Below are 19,520 nucleotides of genomic sequence, written 5' to 3' on the forward strand. Positions count from 1 at the left end.
GCCGTGGGGAGTTGCCGATCGCTTGAGAACACTGTCCTGCCCCGCTGATCCGACCCCAAGGCAGGCCCTTCATGTCCGAGATCAACCGCCGACGATTCATGCAGCTCGCCGGTGGGACGGCCGCGATGACCGCGCTGTCCACGAGCATCGCCCGCGCGGCGGAGGTCCCCGCGGCCCGTCGCACCGGCACGCTCCGGGACGTTGAGCACATCGTGGTCCTCATGCAGGAGAACCGGTCCTTCGATCACTATTTCGGCACACTGCGCGGCGTACGCGGATTCGGTGATCCGCACCCCGTGACGCTTCCCAACGGCAAGCCGGTCTGGCACCAGTCCGACGGGACCAAGGACGTCCTCCCGTTCCGGCCGGACGCCACCGAGCTCGGCATGCGGTTTCTTCAGGATCTCGATCACAGCTGGAACGGCGGGCACGCCGCCTGGAACAAGGGCGCGTACGACCGGTGGGTTCCGGCCAAGACGGCCACCACGATGGCCTACCTCACGCGCCGGGACATCCCGTTCCACTACGCGCTGGCCGACGCCTTCACCGTCTGCGACGCCTACCACTGCTCGATGATGGGCCCCACCGACCCGAACCGCTACTACATGTGGACCGGCTACACCGGCAACGACGGCAGGGGCGGCGGCCCCGTCCTCGGCAATGACGAGGTGGGCTACTCCTGGACGACCTACCCCGAGCGCCTGGAGAAGGCCGGGGTCTCCTGGAAGATCTACCAGGACGTGGGCGACGGCCTCGACGCCCCGGGGTCATGGGGGTGGACCAACGACGCCTACATCGGCAACTACGGGGACAACTCGCTGCTCTACTTCACCCAGTTCCGGAACGCCAAGCCGGGCGACCCGCTCTACGACAAGGCGCGGACGGGCACCGACGCCAAGCACGGCCAGGGCTTCTTCGACGTCCTCAAGGCCGACGTCCTGGCCGGCCGGCTGCCGCGGATCTCCTGGATCGCCGCCCCCGAGGCCTTCACCGAGCACCCGAACTGGCCCGTCAACTACGGTGCCTGGTACATCGCCCAGGTCCTGGACGCGCTGACGGCCGACCCGGACGTGTGGAGCCGGACCGCGCTGTTCATCACCTACGACGAGAACGACGGCTTCTTCGACCATGCCGTGCCCCCGTACCCCCCGTCGTCCCCCGCGCAGGGGCGCTCGACGGTCGACGTCGCCGGTGAGGTCTTCCCGGGGTCCGGCCAGAGCGTCGCCGGACCGTACGGCCTGGGGCAGCGGGTCCCGATGCTCGTGGTCTCGCCGTGGAGCAAGGGCGGCTGGGTGTGCTCCGAGGTCCTCGACCACACCTCGATCATCCGGTTCATGGAGAGGCGCTTCGGGGTCCACGAGCCGAACATCTCCGCCTGGCGAAGGTCGGTCTGCGGCGACCTGACGTCGGCGTTCGACTTCGGCCACGCCGCCGCCCGGATTCCCGCGCTCCCCGACACCAGGGGCTATGTCCCGCCGGACCGCGACCGGCACCCCGACTACGTACCGCAGCCGCCGGCCGACCCCGCCCTGCCGAGGCAGGAGCGCGGGCTGCGGCCCGCCCGGCCTCTGCCGTACGACCTGGCCGCCGACGGCCACGTGGGAGCCGGCGGCCTGGCGATCGACTTCGCGGACCATGGCGAGGCGACGGCGACCTTCCACGTGACCTCCACGACCCACGTGAACGGGCCCTGGACGTACACCGTGGGGGCGGGCCGGCGGCTCTCCGCGACCTGGGAGGGGCGGGGCGCGTACGACCTGCGGGTGCACGGCCCCAACGGCTTCTTCCGCCGGTTCGCGGGCCAGGGCGGCGACGGTGGCCCGGAGGTGACGGCACGCCACGACGGGCGCCGCGAGGAGATCCGCCTGGTGCTGACCAACGACGGCGAGGAGCCCGTACGGGTCACGGTCAAGGACGCCTATGGCAACGAGCGCCCGGTCACGTACCGGCTCCGGCCGGGCGCGCGCGCCGTCCACGTGGCCTCGGCGCGCCGCAGCCACGGCTGGTACGACCTGTCGGTCGTCTCCGACCACGACGACGCGTTCCTCCGGCGGCTGGCCGGCCACGTCGAGACCGGACGCCCGAGCACGAGCGACCCGGCGATCGCCACCGCCTGAGCGGCCGTCGTACGGATCCCCCCTCGCCTGCGGCGCCGTCCAGCGCGGCAGCCGAGGCCCGAAGCCGGAGCGCGGGCGATCGACCGGGTCTCCTCGGGCGACCGTCCGTCCGCGCCGTGATCACGGGCAGGTGATCACGGCGCGGTGCCGGTCAGGCGCCGCGGAGGACCGCGCCGACCCGCTCGGCCGCCGCGGCGACGGCGGCGTCCCGGATGGCGGTCGTCTCCTCGGCCGTGAGCGTACGGTCCGACGCCCGGAACCGGAGCGTGTAGGCGAGCGACTTGTTGCCCTCGCCCACCTGCTCCCCGGTGTAGACGTCGAACAGCCGGATCGACTCGAGCAGCTCCCCGGAGCCGTGCGCCTCGACGCCCGCCCGGAGGGCGGCCTCCACCTCGGCGGCGGGGACGTGCCCGGCCACCGTAAGAGCGATGTCCTGGGTGGCCACCGGGTACGTGGCGATGTGCGGCGCGACCACGGTGCCGGACGCCTTCGGCTCCAGCAGGCTCAGGTCGAGCTCCATCGCGCAGGCACGGGCCGGCAGCTCGAACGCCTTGGTCACCCGGGGATGCAGCTCCCCCGCGTGGCCGACGAGCGTGCCGTCGGCGAAGAGCGCGGCACAGCGGCCGGGGTGCCAGGGCGCGTGCCGGTCGGCCTTGACCTCCAGCTCGACGCCCGCCTCACCCGCGACGATCCGGGCCGCCTCGATGGCGTCGGCCCAGGTCGCCGGGCGGCCCGCACCCCACCAGCCGGCCGGCTCGCGGTGCCCGGCCAGGACGACGGCGACCCGCAGCGGCTGGTCGGGCAGCGCGGCCTCGATGGCGGCGAGCTCCTCGGCGGTGGGCGCCCGGTCGACCGGCGGCCGGGGCGGGGCCGAGGCGTCCGGGCGGGGCCGGTAGACGAGGCCCGTCTCGAACACGGCGACGTCGGCGAGGCCGCGCCCGATGTTGCGTTGCAGCGTCCGCAGCAGCGCGGGCAGCAGCGTCGTCCGCAGGAACGGCTCGTCCTCGGTCAGCGGGTTGGCCAGCCGCAGCGCGCGTCGCCGGGCGTCGTCGGCGGGCAGCTGCAGGGCGTCCCAGTCGGCCGCGGACACGAACGGGTAGTTGATCACCTCGTCGTGCCCGGCGGACGCCAGGGCCCGGCCGACGCGGCGGCGTAGCCGCTGGGCCGGGGTGAGGCCGCGGCCGGCCACCGAACGCGGCGCGCGCGCGGGGATGTTCTCGTACCCCTCGAGCCGGATGACCTCCTCGGCGAGGTCGTTCGGATCGCACAGGTCCGGCCGCCAGGACGGCGGCGTCACCGTGAGCGCGCCCTCGCCCGCGACCCCGCAGCCGACGTCGCGCAGCCGCTCGACCACCGTGTCGCGGCCGTACGCCACGCCCGCGACGCGGTCCGGGTGGTCCGCCGGGATGGTGATCGTGACGGTCTCCACCGGAGCCTCGGCGTGCGTCACACCCGGCAGGATCTCCCCGCCGCCGAGCTCGGCCAGCATCCGCACGGCCTTGTGGGTCGCCACCAGCGGCAGCTCCCGGTCGACGCCGCGCTCGAAGCGGTACAGCGCCTCGCTCTTCAGCTTGTGGCGGCGGCCCTGGCGCGCCAGGTCACTCGCCGAGAAGTGCGCACCCTCGATCACCATGTCGGTCGACTTCTCGTCGATCTCGGTGTGCAGACCGCCCATCGTGCCCGCCATCGAGATCGGACCCGACGCGTCGGTGATCAGGACGTCGTCCGGGTGCAGCTCCCGTACGACGTGATCGAGGGTCTCCAGCCGCTCGCCCGGCTCGGCGCGGCGTACGACGATCGGGCCGGTCAGCTTCGCCCGGTCGAAGGCGTGCAGCGGCTGGCCCAGCTCGAGCATCAGGTAGTTGGTGACGTCGACGGCCAGGGACACCGAGCGCATCCCGGCGCGGGCCAGCCGGACCCGCATCCACAGCGGGGACGGCGCGTCCGGCGCGAAGCCACGTACCTCCCGCAGCACGAAGCGGTCGCAGCCGGTCGGGTCGGCGATGTTCGCCGGGTAGGACTCCCCGGTCTCGGCCGGGAGCTCGACGTCGGCCGGGTCGCGGAACGGCACGTCGTACGCCGTCGCGGCCTCGCGCGCCACGCCGCGGATCGAGGCGGTGTAGCCGCGGTCGGGCGTGATGGCGATGTCGAGCACCTCGTCGCGCAGCCCGGCCAGCTCGACGAAGTCCGCCCCGAGGGGCGTGTCCGGCGGCAGGACGAGGATGCCCGGGCTGCTCTCGGCCAGGCCGAGCTCGGCCTCGGAGCAGATCATGCCGTCGGAGACCCGGCCGTACGTCTTGCGCGCGGCGATCGCGAAACCGCCGGGCAGCACGGCGCCCGGCAGCGCGGCCGGCACGCGGTCGCCGACGGTGAAGTTGGTCGCCCCGCAGACGATGCCGCGCGGCTCCGCCTCGCCGACGTCGACCTGGCAGAACCGGATCGGCTTCTTGAACCCGGTGAGCTCTTCGATCTCGAGGACCTGGCCGGTGACGATGCCGGACACGTCCTGCCCGACGGCCTCGACGGACTCGACCTCCAGACCGGCGGCGATCAGCTTCCGGGCGATGTCACGGGCGGTGACGTCGGCGGGCAGCTCGGCGTACTCCCGCAGCCACGAAACAGGGACGCGCATCAGATCTCCATCCCGAACGCCTGGGTGAAGCGCACGTCACCCTCGAACATGTCGTGCATGTCCTCGACCCCGTGCCGGAACATCAGCGTGCGCTCGACGCCCAGGCCGAACGCCCAGCCGCTGTAGCGCTCCGGGTCGACCCCGGCCGCCACCAGCACGCGCGGGTTGACCATTCCGCACCCGCCCAGCTCGATCCAGCCTTCGGACCGGCAGGTGCGGCACGGCTCGCCGCCCGGCTCGGCCGAGGCGCCGCGGCAGACGAAGCACTGCATGTCGACCTCGGCGGACGGCTCGGTGAACGGGAAGTAGTACGGGCGGAAGCGGGTCTTGAGGCCCTCGCCGAACATGCCGGTGACGAACGCGCCGATCGCGCCCAGCAGGTCGGCCATCGTGATGCCCTCGTCGACGACGAGGCCCTCCATCTGGTGGAAGACCGGGCTGTGCGTCGCGTCGAGCTCGTCGGTGCGGAAGGTCCGGCCGGTGCAAACGACGTAGACCGGCAGGTCACGGCCCAGCAGGGCGCGGATCTGCACCGGCGAGGTGTGCGTCCGCAGGACCAGGCCGGAGTCCTCCGACTCCACGAAGAAGGTGTCCTGCATCTCCCGCGCCGGGTGGGCGGGCGGGAAGTTCAGGGCGTCGAAGTTGAACCACTCGGCCTCGACCTCGGGGCCTTCGGCCAGCTCGAAGCCCATGGAGACGAAGACGTCGGCCATGCGCTCGGCGATGGTGGTCACCGGGTGCCGGGCGCCGCGTGGCGTGCGGTCCCACGGCAGGGTGACGTCGACGGCCTCCTCGACGAGGACGCGCTGGTCGCGCTCCTCCTCCAGCTCGGCCTGGCGCGCCTTGAGCGCCTCGGAGACCTCGCGGCGGGCGGTGCCGACGCGCTTGCCGGCCTCGGCCTTGGCCTGCGGCGGCAGGGCGCCGATCTCCCGGTTGGCGAGCGCGAGCGGCGAGCGGTCGCCGGCATGCGCCAGTCGGACCTGCTTCAGCTCGTCGAGGCTCGCGGCGGCGGCGATAGCGGCGAGCGCCTCGTCGCGCGCGCGGGCCACCTCGTCCGGATGGAGCGCGGTGACCTCGACGGGGTCATAGGACTTATTGGGTGCGGACATGAGTGTGAGTTACTCCAGCAATGGCGGAACGGCGATCGAGTCTAGTCGGCGCACGGCCTCCGGCCCCGGACCCAGACCATTACACGATCATGGCGGGCCGGTGCCGGTCGGGAAGCCCGCGGCGCTCTCAGGCGAAGTCTGGAGCCCCGGCGGGCAGGCTAAATCGGAACTCGGCGCCGCCACCGGGGGCGCGCCGTACGGAGATGGTGCCGCCATGCGCCTCGACGAGACCCTTGACGATGTAGAGACCGAGGCCGGTGCCCCCACGGGGCTGGCCGTGGCCGCGCCAGAACTGACGGAAGACCCGCTGGGCCGCCTCGGGCGGGATGCCCTCGCCCTCGTCGCGAACGGCGACGACGGCTCCGCGCGTGCTCGCGTCCGGCTCCACCACGATCGTTACGGTACCAGCACCGTGACGCACGGCGTTCTCGACCAGATTGCCGATGATCTGGTCGATCTTGTCCGGGTCGAGCCACATCTCCGGCAGCTCGCCCGGCACCTCCAATTTGAACCGCTTCGGCGAGTCGCCCGCCGCCACCCTGCCCGCGATGATCTTGCGGGCCTCCTCGGCGACGTCGACGACCTGGCGGCGCATCTCCAGCCGGCCCGCCTCGATGCGCGAGACGTCCAGCAGCTCGGTGATGAGCCGGGTCACCCGGTCGGCGTCGGAGTTCACCGTCTCGAGCATGACCCGCTTCTGGTCGTCGTTGAACCGGTGCCACTTGGCCAGCAGGGTGGCGGTGAAGCCCTTGACGCTGGTCAGCGGGGACCGCAGCTCGTGCGCGACGGTGGAGACGAGGTCGGCCCGGCCGCGCTCGTGGCGGGCGCGCTCGGCCGCGTCCCGAAGCGCGACCGTGAACCGGCGGACGGTGCCGTCCGGCTCGCGATCGTAGGAGGCGGTGACGAGCAGCTCGGGCCCGTCGCCGAGGTAGAGCGGCCGTTCGGGATGGCGGGTCCGGATGGCCAGGCCGCCGTAGGGGTCGAGGCACTTCCACCAGTCGCGGCCGTCGGCGTCACGCAGCGGCAGGACGCCAGCGAAGTCACGGCCGAGCGCCTCGGCCTTCGCGATGCCGGTCAGCCGGACCGCGGCCCGGTTGAACACCACGACCCGCCGATCGGCGTCGGCCACGAGCAGCCCGTCGGGCAACGCATCGGGGCAGAGCCCGGGGGGCTCGACGCCACGCGGAACCGGTCCGCCCACGACCGCCGCCACCTCCCCCGGCTCCCTATTGACAGTGACAGCCTGACTCTAGTGCGGACGGCGGAAATCCCGCCACGCCGGAGTCGTTAATTACTGGCGTTCCCGGCATGTCCCCCGAGTTGTCTCAGTGACGAAACGCCTCGTCGACGGTGTCGAATGTCGGGAACAGCTCGTCGAGACGGGTGATTCGCAGAATCCTCCGCTGAGCGGGGCGCACCCGCGCAAGGCGGAGTGTCCCGCCCTTCTCCCGGAGGCGGTTGCCCACCGCGACCAGGGCGCCGAGTCCGGCGGCGTCGCAGAACCGCACGGCGCCGAAGTCGGCGACGAGGTCGACATGGCCGGCGTCGACCAGCTTCAGGAGATCGGCGCGCAGCCGCCCCGCCGTCTGTACGTCGATCTCACCGCCGATCGCCACGACCGCCGCGGCGCCGTCCCGCCGGACGACGCTGGCCGCCATCGTGCGCCCGACCGCCTGGCATCGGTGCGCGCCCCCGCGCGTCATCGAAGACCGGCCCGGGATCCTTTCGCAGCTCGCCGCCCCGCGACGGCGAGGCAGCGGAATGCCCTTTATGTTCGTATCCAACCCTTTTGCCCCGTTCATCGGAATCCACGTCGACGCCGTGACGGATGCCAGGAAGCGGCGATCGCCTCAAGGGCGGTTCGCCGATCCGGCGGAACGGAATCGACAGCACCGATCATGTCGGCTTTTGCTCCAATGAACGAATCGGGGAGCTGATTTGTTACAGCGAGAAGACATCCCTGTTGCGTTCGGTGTCGGCCACCGCCTTCCCGCCCCGGCCGGAGTCCTTTCCCGGCCCCCCTCCACCGAATCTGTCGCCCCTCCCCCCGCCACCGACCGACGAGGCCCCACGCCGTTCCCGGCCACCGGACGACGCCGGGCCGCGACGGCCCGGATACAGTCGTCGGTCGACGCCACCGCTCTCCGAGACCGCGTCAGGGCCTCCCCGACGCCGCCTGGCTCGTCGCCCGCGGAAGGAGCCGGACTTGGACCTACTCGACATGGGCCTGCTCGGAGCGGCCGGCGTGGCGGCCGGCGGGGTCAACGCGATCGCCGGCGGCGGGTCGCTGATCTCGTTTCCGGCCCTGCTGGCGGTGGGCTGCCCGAACATCACGGCCAACGTGACCAACACGGTGGCGCTGTGGCCGGGCTATGTCGGTGGTGTCGCGGGCTACCGCGCCGAACTGGCCGGTCAGCGGGGCCGCGTCGTGGCGTTGAGCGTGACGAGCGTGATCGGGGCCATCGCCGGCTGCCTCCTGCTGCTGATCACCCCCGACGCCCTCTTCGCCGCGCTGGTGCCCGTGCTGATCGCCCTGGCCAGCCTGCTCCTGGCGGCACAGCCATGGCTGAAGCGCAGGCTCGATGCCGCCCAGCGCCCCGACGGGGCCGGGCACCGGATGATCCTGCACGGTGGGATCCTGGTCGGCGGTGCCTACGGCGCGTACTTCGGCGCCGGCCTGGGCGTCATGCTGCTCGGCCTGCTCGGCGTCTTCGTCCACGACCACCTGCAACGGCTCAACGCCGTTCGCGCGGTGCTGTCCCTCGTCATCAACACGGTGGCCCTCGCCGCCTTCGCGCTGTTCGGCCCGGTGCGCTGGGAGGCCGTCGCGATCATGGCCGTGGCCAGCCTGGTCGGGGGGTTCCTCGGTGCCCGTGTGGCCCGGCGGCTGTCCCCAAGGGTCCTGCGGGCCGTCGTCGTCACGTTCGGGCTGGGCGTGGCCCTCGCCCTGGCCCTCCGCTGAGGCCTGCCGGAAGCTCAGGAAGGGCTCGCCGCGCGGCCGGACAGGTCAGGCGTACCCCGGAACCTTGCCGGGTCTCAGGAGGGCCGACCGCGCCGCTGGGCACGGGCCGCCGTGTACGCGTGAACCGCTCCGGACCTCGGGAGCGCTCGCCGCGCCGCCGGACAGGCCGAGGCGTAGAGGGCGCGACCCGGGGTGTCAGGAGGGCTTGCCGGCCCGCTGGGCGCGCGCCGACGCGTAGAGGCAGACCGCGGCGGCGGTGGCGAGGTTGAGACTCTCGGCGCCTCCGTAGATGGGGACGCGCACGACCTCGTCGACCGCGTCCAGGATCTCCTCCGGCAGGCCCCATGCCTCGTTGCCGAACACCCAGGCGGTCGGGCCCGTGAGGGTTCCGGAGTCGAGCGCGGTGTCCAGGGAGCACTTCCCGGCGCCGTCGGCCGCCAGCACCGTCAGACCGGACTCCTTGAGCGCCGGGATGAGGGCGTCGAACCGCGGTCCGACCACGACCGGAAGATGGAAGAGGCTGCCGGCCGAGGCTCGTACACACTTGCCGTTGTACGGGTCGACGGACGCGTCGGTGAAGATCACGGATTCGGAGCCGGCGGCGTCGGCGGTGCGCAGCACCGTGCCGGCGTTCCCGGGATCGCGAACGTGAGCCAGTACCGTGACGAGCCGCGGGGACGGCGTGAGCGCCGCGTCCAGGCCGACGTCAACGAACGCGCAGACGGCGAGCAGGCCCTGTGGGGTGACGGTCTGGGCGAGCTCGGCCATGGCCTCGCCGCTCACCCGGAAGATCGGGACACCGGACCGGTCCGCCTGAGCGATCAGGTCGGGGTGGCGGTTCTCCGCGTCGGCGGTGGTGAACAACTCGGTGAGGACGCCGTCGAGCGCGAGGGCCTCCCGCACCGCCTGCGGGCCCTCGGCGAGAAACCGCCGCTCGCGTTGGCGGAAGGCGCGTTTGGCGAGCCGACGAGCCGCCTTCACCCGTGGTGATCGAGTAGAGGTCAGCTCGCGGCCCGCCATCAGCGTCGTTATCCGTGCCGTCAGGCGGCCGCGCTGCCCTCGGCGGGCAGCGCCTTCTTGGCCGTCTCGACGAGGACCGCGAACGCCGCGGCGTCGTTCACCGCGAGCTCGGCGAGCATGCGGCGGTCGACCTCGACGCCGGCCTCACGCAGGCCCTGGATGAACCGGTTGTACGTCATGCCGTTGGCGCGGGCCGCCGCGTTGATCCGCTGGATCCACAGGCGACGGAACTGGCCCTTGCGGTCCTTCCGGTCACGGAAGGCGTACGTCATCGAGTGGAGCTGCTGCTCCTTGGCCTTGCGGTACAGCCGCGACCGCTGGCCACGGTAGCCACTCGCCCGCTCGAGGACGACCCGGCGCTTCTTGGCGGCGTTGACCGCCCGCTTCACGCGTGCCACGTCTTGAACTCCTTCGTGGAGGCCGTGCCTTGTGGGCCCGGCCGGTCGTTCGACTAACGGGACTGCCGGCACCGGAGGGGTGCCGGAGCCCGGCGATCAGGTGGTGCCGGGCCTACTCGCCGAGCAGCTTCTTGATCTTGGACGCGTCGTTCTTCGACACCACGACCGCTCCGTCGAGCCGGCGCGTGCGCTTCGTCGACTTGTGCTCGAGCAGGTGGTTACGGTTGGCGCGGCGGCGCATGACCTTGCCGGTGCCCGTCAGTTTGAACCGCTTCTTGGCACCACTGTGCGTCTTCATCTTCGGCATGGTCGCCGACGTCTCCCTATATCCATGCACCTCTACCCGGACGTACGGCCACTCCACGTGGAGTGTCGAACGCCTGGGAGGCGCGGTGTGCGTACCTCATCGCGAGACGACCCCGCTCGGTGAGCAGGGTCGTGGCGGGAGCAGGCCCGGTCAGGCCGGGGAACCGTGCTCCTGCTCCTCCTGCCGCCGCGCACGACTCCCGGTCGCGCGCTGTTCGGTCTTCGCCTCGCTCTTCTTCTTGTGCGGCCCGAGGACCATGATCATGTTGCGGCCGTCCTGCTTGGGCCGCGACTCGACGAACCCGAGCTCGTCGACGTCCTCCGCCAGCCGCTGCAGCAGCCGGAAGCCCAGTTCCGGCCGGGACTGCTCGCGGCCACGGAACATGATCGTGACCTTGACCTTGTCACCTGCCTTGAGGAACCGCTCGACATGGCCCTTCTTGGTGCCGTAGTCGTGCGGATCGATCTTCGGCCGGAGTTTGATCTCCTTGATGACCGTGTGCGCCTGGTTACGTCGCGCATCGCGGGCCTTCATCGCGGACTCGTACTTGAACTTGCCGTAGTCCATGAGCTTGGCCACGGGCGGCCTCGCGGTCGGGGCGACCTCGACGAGATCGAGATCGGACTCCCGGGCGAGGTCGAGTGCCTTGGCTATCGGCACGATTCCGACCTGTTCGCCGTTCGGACCGACGAGTCGGACCTCGGGCACGCGAATGCGCTCGTTGATACGCGGTTCGGCGCTGATGGGACCTCCTTGGGGCTTCCGAGCTGTCCTGACCGGCCATGCCCTGGGCCCTTCAAGCGAAAAGCCCCGCATGACTCGCATGCAGGGCTGCCACCACCGGACGCCTCGACGGCCGGAGCCGACGAGGCGGGCACGCCGACAGCGTGCCTTGACCGGAACCCATCAGCCTCTCGTCTCCCGAGGGAGCGCGGCCGATCAGGTGGGAGGCGAACTCCGCTTGCGCGCCCGGCGCCTGAACGCCAGGCCAGTCAAAGGCCAAAGATATCAGGTTTCCGGTCGTACGTCGAAGGCACGCACCTCGAACGCCGCGGTGACCCGTACCGGCTCGGCGAGCGCGGCGATCCGCGCCCGCAGCACCTCGGGGTCGGTGTGGCGGGCACTCGGCCCCATCGCCACGAGCGAGGCGGCATCGGCGCGAGTGAGGGAGAGCGGCAGCTCGAGGGACCACGTGCCCGCCGGAGCGAAGCGCTCGCCGACCGAGCCGGCCACGCGGTCGGCCTTCCGCTCGTCCACGGACAGCAGTCCGAGCCGCTCGACCAGCTCGCCCAGGTGGTGGGCGGCCGGCGTCACGACGATCAGCGCGCCGTCGGGCCGGAGCACCCGATGGAACTCCGTCCCGCTCCGTGGGGCGAACACGTCGATGAGAACCGCCACCGCGCCCGTGCGCACGGGCAGCGGCCGCCACACGTCCCACGCCAGAGCCCCGATCCGGGGATGCGCCCGCGCCGCACGGCGCAGCGCGTGCTTGGAGATGTCGAGGGCCAGACCGGGCCGTCCGGGCAGGCGGTCGAGGACGGCCGCGAGGTAGTGGCCCGTGCCAGCGCCGGCGTCCAGCACACACCCCTCGCCCGGATCGAGGGCGGCCGCCCGCTCCGCGACCAACTCGGCCAGCGGGGCGAAGTGACCCGCACCGAGGAAGGCCGCGCGCGCCGCGACCATCTCCGGAGTGTCGGCGGTGCCCAGATGAACCTTGCCGGTGAGCAGGTTGGCATAGCCCTGCCGGGCGACGTCGAACGCGTGCCCGCTCGCGCAACGCAGGGCCGAGCCTTCGGCGGCGAGGTCGCCGGCGCAGATCGGGCAGCGGAGGTACGAGACGACGTCGGCGAGCACCCTCCCATGATGGTGCAGCCGGATGGGCACTCCGTCCCGCCGATTGCCGATGTATCGATCATCGGTATATAAAGGCGCCATGAAGCACAGGTCGCTCCAGGAACCCACGTTCCTCATCCTCACGGCGTTGGCGGCCGGTCCTCAGCACGGGTACGGGATCATCGGCGACGTCGAGCGGATCTCCGACGGGCGGGTGCGCCTCCGGGCCGGCACCCTCTACGCCGCCCTCGACCGGCTGACCTCCGACGGCCTCGCGGCGATCGATCGCGAAGACGTCGTCGAGGGCCGGCTGCGCCGCTACTACCGGCTCACGGACCCGGGTGCGTCGCGCCTGGCCGCCGAGGCCGAACACCTGCGCCACAACGCCGAGACCGCCACCGCCCGTCTGCGCCTCGCCGGAGGACCCGCATGAACCCCCTCGAACACCGGCTGCGACGCTGGCTGCGGCTCTACCCCATCGACCAACGCGAGGAGATCCTCGGCGTCCTGCTCGCCACGGCCGGCCCCGGTCGGGAACGGCCGAGCCCACGGGACGCCGCCGACCTCGTCGGCGGAGCCGTACGCGTCCGCCTGAACCGCGAGATCAGATCCCTCAGCAGCCCGATCTGGCGCGACGCCTTCGCCGTCCTCAGCCTGGTGACCACCCTCCTACTGTTCACCGGCGTCATCGACCTCCTCCGCGACTACAACGGCCACTACTCCCTGGTCCAGCCGCCGCCCGCTCCGGTGTGGCCGATGTGGGCGCCCTGGATCATCGTGGCCGTACTGAGCGTGCGGGGCCTGCGGCGTACGGCGGCCGGTCTGGCCTGGGCCGCGGCGTTGTCGCAACTGCCCTGGCTCGCCGTCTCGGCGGGTGGCTCGGCCTTCGAGGCCCCCTTCGTCTACGACCATCTGTTCTGGTTCGGCCTGGCAGTGATCGCCGCTGCTGCGCTTTCGGTCTCCGACGGCCTCCGGCGGGCGCTGCCTCTGCTGGGCCGGTGGCGCGTCGCCGCCCTCGCGATCGGCGTCGGAGGGTTCGCCTACGTCGTCACCGGCATCGGTCAGCGACCTCCCCGCGGATCCGTCGTCGCGCTGAACCTGACCGAGCAGGCGCCCCTTGATCCACGGTGGCTGTTCACGCTCGCACCCACCGTCCTGATCATCGCCGCGGTCGTCCGGCTGCGGACGGCGTACGGGCGCCGCGCGGCCGCGGTCCTGGTGCCGAGCCTGGCGCCTCTCCTCTGTTCCCTGACACTGTGGCTGGCCCCGCCCGATGCGCCGGCTGTCGTCATCGTCGATTTCCGTCTGATCGGCCCCGTGGCGGTAGTGCTGCTGATCGGGGCTACCGCGGTATCCCACGTGCGCGAGCGACGGCGCAGCACGTCATGACACGGCGGCGCGCATCGCCTCGACGGGGGCCGGTGCGCGCCCGGTCATGAGTTCGACCTGGCGGGCGGCCTGGTGGACCAGCATGGGCAGGCCGCCCACGACGATCCCCCCGCGATCGCCCACGGCCTTGCCGGCGGCGGTCGGCCACGGTGCGTAGACGACGTCGAAGAGGGCACCCGTCGCCCGGGCGATCGCCTCGGCGTACGGATCCGCCGCGTGGGCCGGAAGCGTCGAGATGATCAGGTCCGCGGGCGGCATCGTGTCGGCGAGGGTCTGCACCGACACCGAGACGCCGAGCCGGTCGGCCGCCGACACCGCCTCGGCGGCGCGGGCCGGGGTCCGGACGACGACCACGACCTTCGGCAGGCCCAGGTCACGCAGTGCGGCCAGGGCCGAGCACGCCGTCGCTCCCCCGCCGAGCACGACGGCGGAGCCCGGTGAGCGTACGCCGGCCTCGGTCAACGCGGTGACCATGCCGTACACGTCGGTGTTGGCACCGAGCCGCCGCCCGCCGTCGTAGACCACCGTGTTGGCCCCGCCGACCGCCCGCGCGAGCGCCGACACGTCGTCGAGGAGCGGGATCACGGCCCGCTTCAGCGGCATCGTGAGCGACAGGCCCGCCCACGGCCCCTCCAGCACACCGGGAAGATCCTGCTCGCGGCACTCGATCGCCTCGTACGTCCAGTCGAGGCCGAGCGCGGCGTACGCGGCCCGGTGGAGCGCGGGCGACAGCGAATGCGCGATCGGCGACCCGAGGACGGCGGCCTGCGTCATCCGTGCCCCGTGTTGCGTGCGAGCTCCTGCTTCAGCTTCTGGAAATCGGCGTAACTGTACGCGAACTTAGTGATCTTGCGCGTCGGATCGGTGGTCACGAAGTAGAGCCAGTTACCCGACGCCGGGCTGAGCGCGGCCTTGAGCGCCACCTCACCCGGGTTGTCGATCGCTCCGGGCGGCAGGCCGGAGACGTTGTAGGTGTTGTACGGGCTGATGGTCTTGGTCTCCGCGATGGTGGCCACGATGTTGTACTTGCCCAGGGCGTACATCACGGTGCTGTCGAGCTGGAGCTTGTGCATCCACGGCTGCGGGCTGTGGATCCGGTTGTCGATGACCTTGGCGATCTTCGGCATGTCCTCCGGGCGGCCGCTCTCGGCCTGCACGAGGCTGGCGATCGTCACGACGTCAGCCGGCGACATGCCCAGGGCGCGGGCCTTATCTTCCAGGTCGATGGAGGTAGCGACCCTCTTGAACTGGTCGACCATCGAGCGGAGTACCTGGGTGGCGGTGGCCTTCGGGTCCGGGTCGTACGTGAAGGGATAGAGATATCCCTCCAGCTTGCCCTTGGCGTACGAGGGCAGGCCCAGGTTGCCGGGGTGTTTGGCGGCCTTCTCGAAGTTCTTCAGCGGGATGCCGGTCTTCTTGGCCAGTGTGGGCAGGATCTGGGCGACCCGCTTGCCCTCGGGGATCGTGAGCCGGCCGACGCGAGAGGCGTCGCTGAGCAGCAGCGTGAGCGCGGACTTCACCGACATCTCCCGGCGCAGGTGGTAGTAACCGGGCTGGATGCTCGTCGCCCTCGTGTCCTTGGTGGCGAATTTGACGAAGGCGTCGACGGACTTGACGACACCGGCGTCCTTCAGCCGCTGCGCCATGGCGCTGACCGAGTCGCCCTCGTGGATCCAGACCGTGACGCTGCCGGCACCCTCGCCCTTGTAGTCGGGCGGGTTCAGCATGCCGTTCAGCGCGGTGTAACCGACGTAACCGCCGCCGCATACCACCGTGAGGAGGAACGCGAGCGCGATGAGGGGCGCGAGCTTGCGGCCCTTACGGCTCTTCTTGCGGCGCCGTCCGCGACCGCCGCGACCGGCGCGCGGAGCACCGCCCGGAGGCTCCGGGCGCTGCTGGCGCTCGGAGAGTTGTCTCAAGAAATCGAGGTCTGCGTCGCTCATGAGCCCCCCTGGACAGTCTCCCCCGGAGGGCGGCCCGTCAAGCGCTCGGCCTCGAGCGCCGCCTGGAGCAGCACCGCGGCCGCCGCCTGGTCAACGACCTTTCGCCGGGCCTGACCGCGCACGCCTTGGTCCCGGAGACCGCTTTCGGCTGTCACGGTGGTGAGTCTCTCATCGAACAGCCGTACCGTCTCGGGATCCAACCGTCGTGCGATCTTTGACGCGAACCGGCGGGCCGTCGCGGCCGCCGGTCCCTCTCTCCCGGAGAGAGAGGTCGGGAGGCCGACGATCACCTCGATGGCATCGTTCTCAGCGACGATCTGGATAATCCGGTCAATATCACCCTTGCCCGAGCGCACGGTCTCCAGGGGGGAGGCCAGAATGCCGCCGGGATCGCTACGCGCGACGCCGATGCGAACGCTGCCCGCATCGACGCCGATGCGCACGCCATGCCTCACGCGGCCGCCACGGCCCGGCGGACGGCGCCCAGGGCCTCGTCGATGGCGCCCGCGTTCGCGCCACCGCCCTGCGCCAGATCGTCCTTGCCACCGCCGCCACCCCCGAGGACCTTGGCGGCGACGCCGACGAGCGCACCCGCGCGCAGACCGCGACCGCGGGCCTCCTCGCTGGTCGCCACGACGATCACGGGACGGTCCTTGGGGACCCCGGCGATGATCACGACGGCCGGCCGTCCCGACAGGCGCCCGCGGACGTCCATCGCGAGCCGGCGCAGGTCGTCGGCGCTGGTGCCGTCGGGCGCCCGGTGGGCGACGAACGCGACGCCGCCGACGTCCTCGGCCCCGCCCGCCAGCTCACCGGCGATCTCCAGGACCTGCTGCGAACGCAGCCGCTCGAGCTCCTTCTCCGCCTCGCGGAGCCGGGTCACCACTCCGGAGATCCGCTCGGGGAGCTCCTCGCGCCGCGTCTTCAGCTGCTCGGACAGCTGGGCGACCAGAACGCTCTCCTTGGCGAGGTACCGGAAGGCGTCGATGCCGACGAGGGCCTCGACCCGGCGCACGCCCGCGCCGATCGACTGCTCACCGAGGACCTTGATCAGGCCCAGCTGGCCGGAGCGCGCGACGTGGGTGCCACCGCACAGCTCACGGGAGTAGTCGCCGATCTCGACGACGCGGACCTCGGAGCCGTACTTCTCGCCGAAGAGCGCCAGCGCGCCCATCTTGCGCGCCTCGTCGATCGGGTGGACCGAGGCGTGCACCCCGAGGTCGTCGATGAGGATCGCGTTGACCTCGTCCTCGACGTCGCGCAGGACGCTCAGGGGCACGGCCCCCGATGCGGTGAAGTCGAACCGGAACCGGCCCGGGGCGTTCTCCGAACCGGCCTGGGTGGCCGACTCGCCGAGCGCGCTGCGGAAGCCGCGGTGCACCATGTGCGTGGCGGTGTGCGAGCGGGAGATCGCCCGCCGCCGCTCGACGTCGATCTCGGCGTACGCGGCGTCCCCGGCCTGGGCCTCGCCGCTGCGGACCCGGCCGCGGTGCACGATCAGGCCGGGCAGGGGCGTCTGCACGTCGACGACCTCGACCTCGGCCCCGTTACCGAGCCGGATGACGCCCTGGTCGGCGAGCTGGCCGCCGCCCTCGGCGTAGAACGGGGTGCGGTCGAGCACGACCTCGACCTCGCTGCCCTCCCCCGCCGACGGCACGTTGGCGCCACCGACCAGCAGCCCGACCACGCGGGCCTCGCCGACGACCGCGTCGTACCCGGTGAACTGGACCGAGCCGGTCTGCTCCAGGAGGCTCCCCAGCACGGACACGTCGAGGTTGCCGGTCTTCTTCGCGGCGGCGTCGGCCTTGGCGCGCTGCCGCTGCTCGTCCATGAGGCGCCGGAACTCGCCCTCGTCGACGGACAGGCCCTGCTCGGCCGCCATCTCCAGGGTGAGGTCGATCGGGAAGCCGTAGGTGTCGTGCAGAGTGAACGCCTGCACGCCGGACAGCGTCGACTCCTTGCGGCGCTTGCTCTCCTCGACGGAGGCGTCGAAGATCGCGGTTCCGGTGCGGAGCGTGGTGAGGAAGGACTGCTCCTCGGCGTCGATGACCGTGTGGATGTGAGCGGCGTCGGAGCGCAGCTCCGGGTAGGTCTCGCTCATGCCCTCGATCGCGGCGGCGGTGAGGTCGTGCAGGTAGCGCCCGTCGCCCGCGCCGAGCAGCCGGAGGTGACGGATGCTCCGGCGCAGGATGCGCCGCAGGACGTAGCCCCGGCCCTCGTTGGAGGGCACGACGCCGTCGGCGACCATCATCGTGCCGCTGCGGACGTGGTCGGTGACGACGCGCAGGGACACGTCGGCCCGCGTGTCACGGCCGTACTTGGTCTTGGTCAGGTCGGCGGCGCGGTCGAGGATCCGCCACATGGTGTCGATCTCGTAGATGTTGTCGACGCCCTGGAGGATCGCCGCCATGCGCTCCAGACCCATGCCGGTGTCGATGTTCTTGGCGGGGAGCTCGCCGAGGATCGGCCAGCCCTCCTTACCCGCGCCGGGGCCCCGCTCGAACTGCATGAAGACGAGGTTCCAGACCTCGAGGTAGCGGTCCTCGTCGGCGACGGGGCCGCCCTCACGGCCGTACTCGGGGCCGCGGTCGTAGTAGATCTCCGAGCAGGGGCCACAGGGGCCGGGAACGCCCATCGACCAGAAGTTGTCGGCCATCCCGCGGCGCTGGATGCGCTCCTCCGGCAGGCCGACCTTGTCGCGCCAGATCGCGAACCCCTCGTCGTCGTCGTGGTAGACGGTGGCCCAGAGCCGGTCCTCCGGGAACCCGAACCCGCCGTCGGACTCCGACCGCGTCAGGAGGTCCCACGCGAAGGGGATCGCCTGCTCCTTGAAGTAGTCCCCGAAGGAGAAGTTGCCCAGCATCTGGAAGAACGTGCCGTGCCGGGTGGTCTTGCCGACCTCGTCGATGTCGGGGGTCCGGATGCACTTCTGCACACTGGTGGCCCGAGGGAACGGCGGCGTCCGCTGCCCGAGGAAATACGGTTTGAAGGGCACCATGCCCGCGTTGACCAGCAGCAGCGTGGGGTCCTCGGCGATCAGGCTGGCCGAGGGCACCACGGTGTGGCCGCGCTCCTCGAAGAAACGGAGAAAACGGCGGGCGATCTCTGCCGACTCCATCAGTGCAGGTCCTTGTCTATTTCGGCTTGTGCGTCGAGGCGCAGGGCGTCGCGCAGTTCTTCCTCGCGGTGGTTCATCGCGACGCGGACGTCGCCGGCGAACCCCCGTACGGTCCGGCCGAGCCCGGCGGCCTGGTGGGCGAGGCTGTCCGGCAGGACGGCGCGCGCCGCGCGCTTGAGCCGGAAGGCCGACCAGGCGCCGAACGCGGTGCCCAGGGACAGCCAGAACAACCGCCGGATCATCGCTTGCCGTCCTGGCTGCCGTTGCCGCGCGAACCGATGGCCTTACGGACACCATAGGAGAACGCCGCGGCCTTCACGAGAGGGCCGCCCACGATCGAGGTGACCGTGGTGGTCACCGCGGCGGCGTTCTGGCTCACGCTGCCCATGTTCTTGGTGATCACATCGACCCGGTCCAGTTGCTCGTTGGCGCGCGCGACCGTGCCGGCCATGTCGTCCAGCAGGGGGACCGTCCGCTCGCCGAGCTCGGCGACGGTCTTGGTGGCCTCGGTCAGCAGCCGCGCCAGTTTCAGCAGGACATAGGCGAGGAAGGAGACGAGAATCGCCCAGAACATGGCCAGGATCAGCCCGGCCAACTGTTCACCGGTGAGCATCGCTTTCCTCCTCCTCGGGTCGCGGAGAACTCGGTCGGACCGACCTTACCGTCCCGGCCTTGCGGAAACGCGCCGAGCC

The 19,520-nt window shown here is 71.6% G+C and carries 19 protein-coding genes; 4 read left to right on the top strand and 15 right to left on the bottom strand.

Going from position 1 to position 19,520, the window contains the following annotated elements:
- Window positions 1-71: 71 nt before the first annotated feature.
- Window positions 72-2,117: a phosphocholine-specific phospholipase C gene (locus tag NE236_RS41020; RefSeq protein ID WP_252847712.1), complete on the top strand. Its 2,046-nt coding sequence runs from the start codon at window positions 72-74 to the stop codon at window positions 2,115-2,117.
- 151 nt (window positions 2,118-2,268) lie between these two features.
- Here the strand turns inward: NE236_RS41020 and pheT are convergent, their stop codons facing one another.
- From pheT to NE236_RS41040, 4 genes are all read right to left on the bottom strand, one after another.
- Window positions 2,269-4,749: a phenylalanine--tRNA ligase subunit beta gene (gene pheT / locus NE236_RS41025; RefSeq protein ID WP_252847713.1), complete on the bottom strand. Its 2,481-nt coding sequence runs from the start codon at window positions 4,747-4,749 to the stop codon at window positions 2,269-2,271.
- Window positions 4,749-5,858, bottom strand: coding sequence for a phenylalanine--tRNA ligase subunit alpha (gene pheS / locus NE236_RS41030; RefSeq protein WP_252847714.1), 1,110 nt, complete (start codon window positions 5,856-5,858; stop codon window positions 4,749-4,751). The genes pheT and pheS overlap by 1 nt, the downstream gene beginning before the upstream one ends.
- Window positions 5,859-5,985: 127 nt before the next feature.
- Window positions 5,986-7,071: a sensor histidine kinase gene (locus NE236_RS41035; protein ID WP_252847715.1), complete on the bottom strand. Its 1,086-nt coding sequence runs from the start codon at window positions 7,069-7,071 to the stop codon at window positions 5,986-5,988.
- Window positions 7,072-7,183: 112 nt separating this feature from the next.
- Complete coding sequence (locus tag NE236_RS41040) at window positions 7,184-7,516, bottom strand: STAS domain-containing protein (protein ID WP_252847716.1); 333 nt, start codon at window positions 7,514-7,516, stop codon at window positions 7,184-7,186.
- Window positions 7,517-8,064: 548 nt separating this feature from the next.
- Here NE236_RS41040 and NE236_RS41045 point away from each other — a divergent pair.
- Window positions 8,065-8,820 carry a sulfite exporter TauE/SafE family protein gene (locus NE236_RS41045; RefSeq protein WP_252847717.1) on the top strand — a complete coding sequence of 252 codons (756 nt, stop codon included), beginning with the start codon at window positions 8,065-8,067 and terminating at the stop codon, window positions 8,818-8,820.
- A 195-nt stretch (window positions 8,821-9,015) separates the two neighbouring features.
- Here the strand turns inward: NE236_RS41045 and NE236_RS41050 are convergent, their stop codons facing one another.
- The 5 genes from NE236_RS41050 to NE236_RS41070 all read right to left on the bottom strand — a co-directional run bounded on the left by NE236_RS41050 (window position 9,016) and on the right by NE236_RS41070 (window position 12,399).
- Window positions 9,016-9,840 carry a TrmH family RNA methyltransferase gene (locus NE236_RS41050; protein ID WP_252847718.1) on the bottom strand — a complete coding sequence of 275 codons (825 nt, stop codon included), beginning with the start codon at window positions 9,838-9,840 and terminating at the stop codon, window positions 9,016-9,018.
- A gap of 20 nt (window positions 9,841-9,860) precedes the next feature.
- Complete coding sequence (gene rplT, locus NE236_RS41055) at window positions 9,861-10,238, bottom strand: 50S ribosomal protein L20 (RefSeq protein WP_252783341.1); 378 nt, start codon at window positions 10,236-10,238, stop codon at window positions 9,861-9,863.
- A 112-nt stretch (window positions 10,239-10,350) separates the two neighbouring features.
- Entirely contained in the window at window positions 10,351-10,545 is a 195-nt protein-coding gene (rpmI, locus tag NE236_RS41060; protein WP_252847719.1) for a 50S ribosomal protein L35, read from the bottom strand.
- Between the two features lie 150 nt (window positions 10,546-10,695).
- Window positions 10,696-11,361 carry a translation initiation factor IF-3 gene (gene infC / locus NE236_RS41065; protein ID WP_289851560.1) on the bottom strand — a complete coding sequence of 222 codons (666 nt, stop codon included), beginning with the start codon at window positions 11,359-11,361 and terminating at the stop codon, window positions 10,696-10,698.
- Window positions 11,362-11,553: 192 nt separating this feature from the next.
- Complete coding sequence (locus tag NE236_RS41070; RefSeq protein ID WP_252847721.1) at window positions 11,554-12,399, bottom strand: putative RNA methyltransferase; 846 nt, start codon at window positions 12,397-12,399, stop codon at window positions 11,554-11,556.
- A gap of 79 nt (window positions 12,400-12,478) precedes the next feature.
- Here NE236_RS41070 and NE236_RS41075 point away from each other — a divergent pair, with 79 nt between their 5' ends.
- Window positions 12,479-12,811 (top strand): PadR family transcriptional regulator, encoded by a 333-nt coding sequence (locus NE236_RS41075; RefSeq protein ID WP_252847722.1) that lies wholly within the window; start codon window positions 12,479-12,481, stop codon window positions 12,809-12,811.
- Window positions 12,808-13,767, top strand: coding sequence for a hypothetical protein (locus NE236_RS41080; RefSeq protein WP_252847724.1), 960 nt, complete (start codon window positions 12,808-12,810; stop codon window positions 13,765-13,767). The genes NE236_RS41075 and NE236_RS41080 overlap by 4 nt, the downstream gene beginning before the upstream one ends.
- Here NE236_RS41080 and NE236_RS41085 read toward each other — a convergent pair.
- From NE236_RS41085 to NE236_RS41110, 6 genes are read right to left on the bottom strand one after another with little or no spacing between them, the layout of a single operon-like run.
- Entirely contained in the window at window positions 13,762-14,541 is a 780-nt protein-coding gene (locus tag NE236_RS41085; RefSeq protein WP_252847725.1) for a shikimate dehydrogenase, read from the bottom strand. The genes NE236_RS41080 and NE236_RS41085 overlap by 6 nt on opposite strands.
- Window positions 14,538-15,710, bottom strand: a complete 1,173-nt coding sequence (gene mltG, locus NE236_RS41090) for an endolytic transglycosylase MltG (RefSeq protein ID WP_252847726.1) — start codon at window positions 15,708-15,710, stop codon at window positions 14,538-14,540. Before mltG ends, NE236_RS41085 begins: the two co-directional genes overlap by 4 nt.
- Window positions 15,707-16,165, bottom strand: coding sequence for a Holliday junction resolvase RuvX (gene ruvX / locus NE236_RS41095; RefSeq protein ID WP_252847727.1), 459 nt, complete (start codon window positions 16,163-16,165; stop codon window positions 15,707-15,709). Before ruvX ends, mltG begins: the two co-directional genes overlap by 4 nt.
- Window positions 16,162-18,828 carry an alanine--tRNA ligase gene (gene alaS / locus NE236_RS41100; RefSeq protein WP_252847729.1) on the bottom strand — a complete coding sequence of 889 codons (2,667 nt, stop codon included), beginning with the start codon at window positions 18,826-18,828 and terminating at the stop codon, window positions 16,162-16,164. The genes ruvX and alaS overlap by 4 nt, the downstream gene beginning before the upstream one ends.
- On the bottom strand, window positions 18,828-19,070 hold the full coding sequence (locus tag NE236_RS41105) for a hypothetical protein (protein WP_252847730.1): 243 nt from the start codon (window positions 19,068-19,070) through the stop codon (window positions 18,828-18,830). Before NE236_RS41105 ends, alaS begins: the two co-directional genes overlap by 1 nt.
- The gene (locus tag NE236_RS41110) at window positions 19,067-19,441 is read right to left on the bottom strand and encodes a DUF948 domain-containing protein (RefSeq protein WP_252847731.1); all 375 of its coding nucleotides are present in this window, start codon (window positions 19,439-19,441) and stop codon (window positions 19,067-19,069) included. Before NE236_RS41110 ends, NE236_RS41105 begins: the two co-directional genes overlap by 4 nt.
- Window positions 19,442-19,520 lie beyond the last annotated feature (79 nt).

The sequence above is a fragment of the Actinoallomurus purpureus genome, assembly GCF_024055795.1.
GTDB lineage: Bacteria > Actinomycetota > Actinomycetes > Streptosporangiales > Streptosporangiaceae > Actinoallomurus > Actinoallomurus purpureus.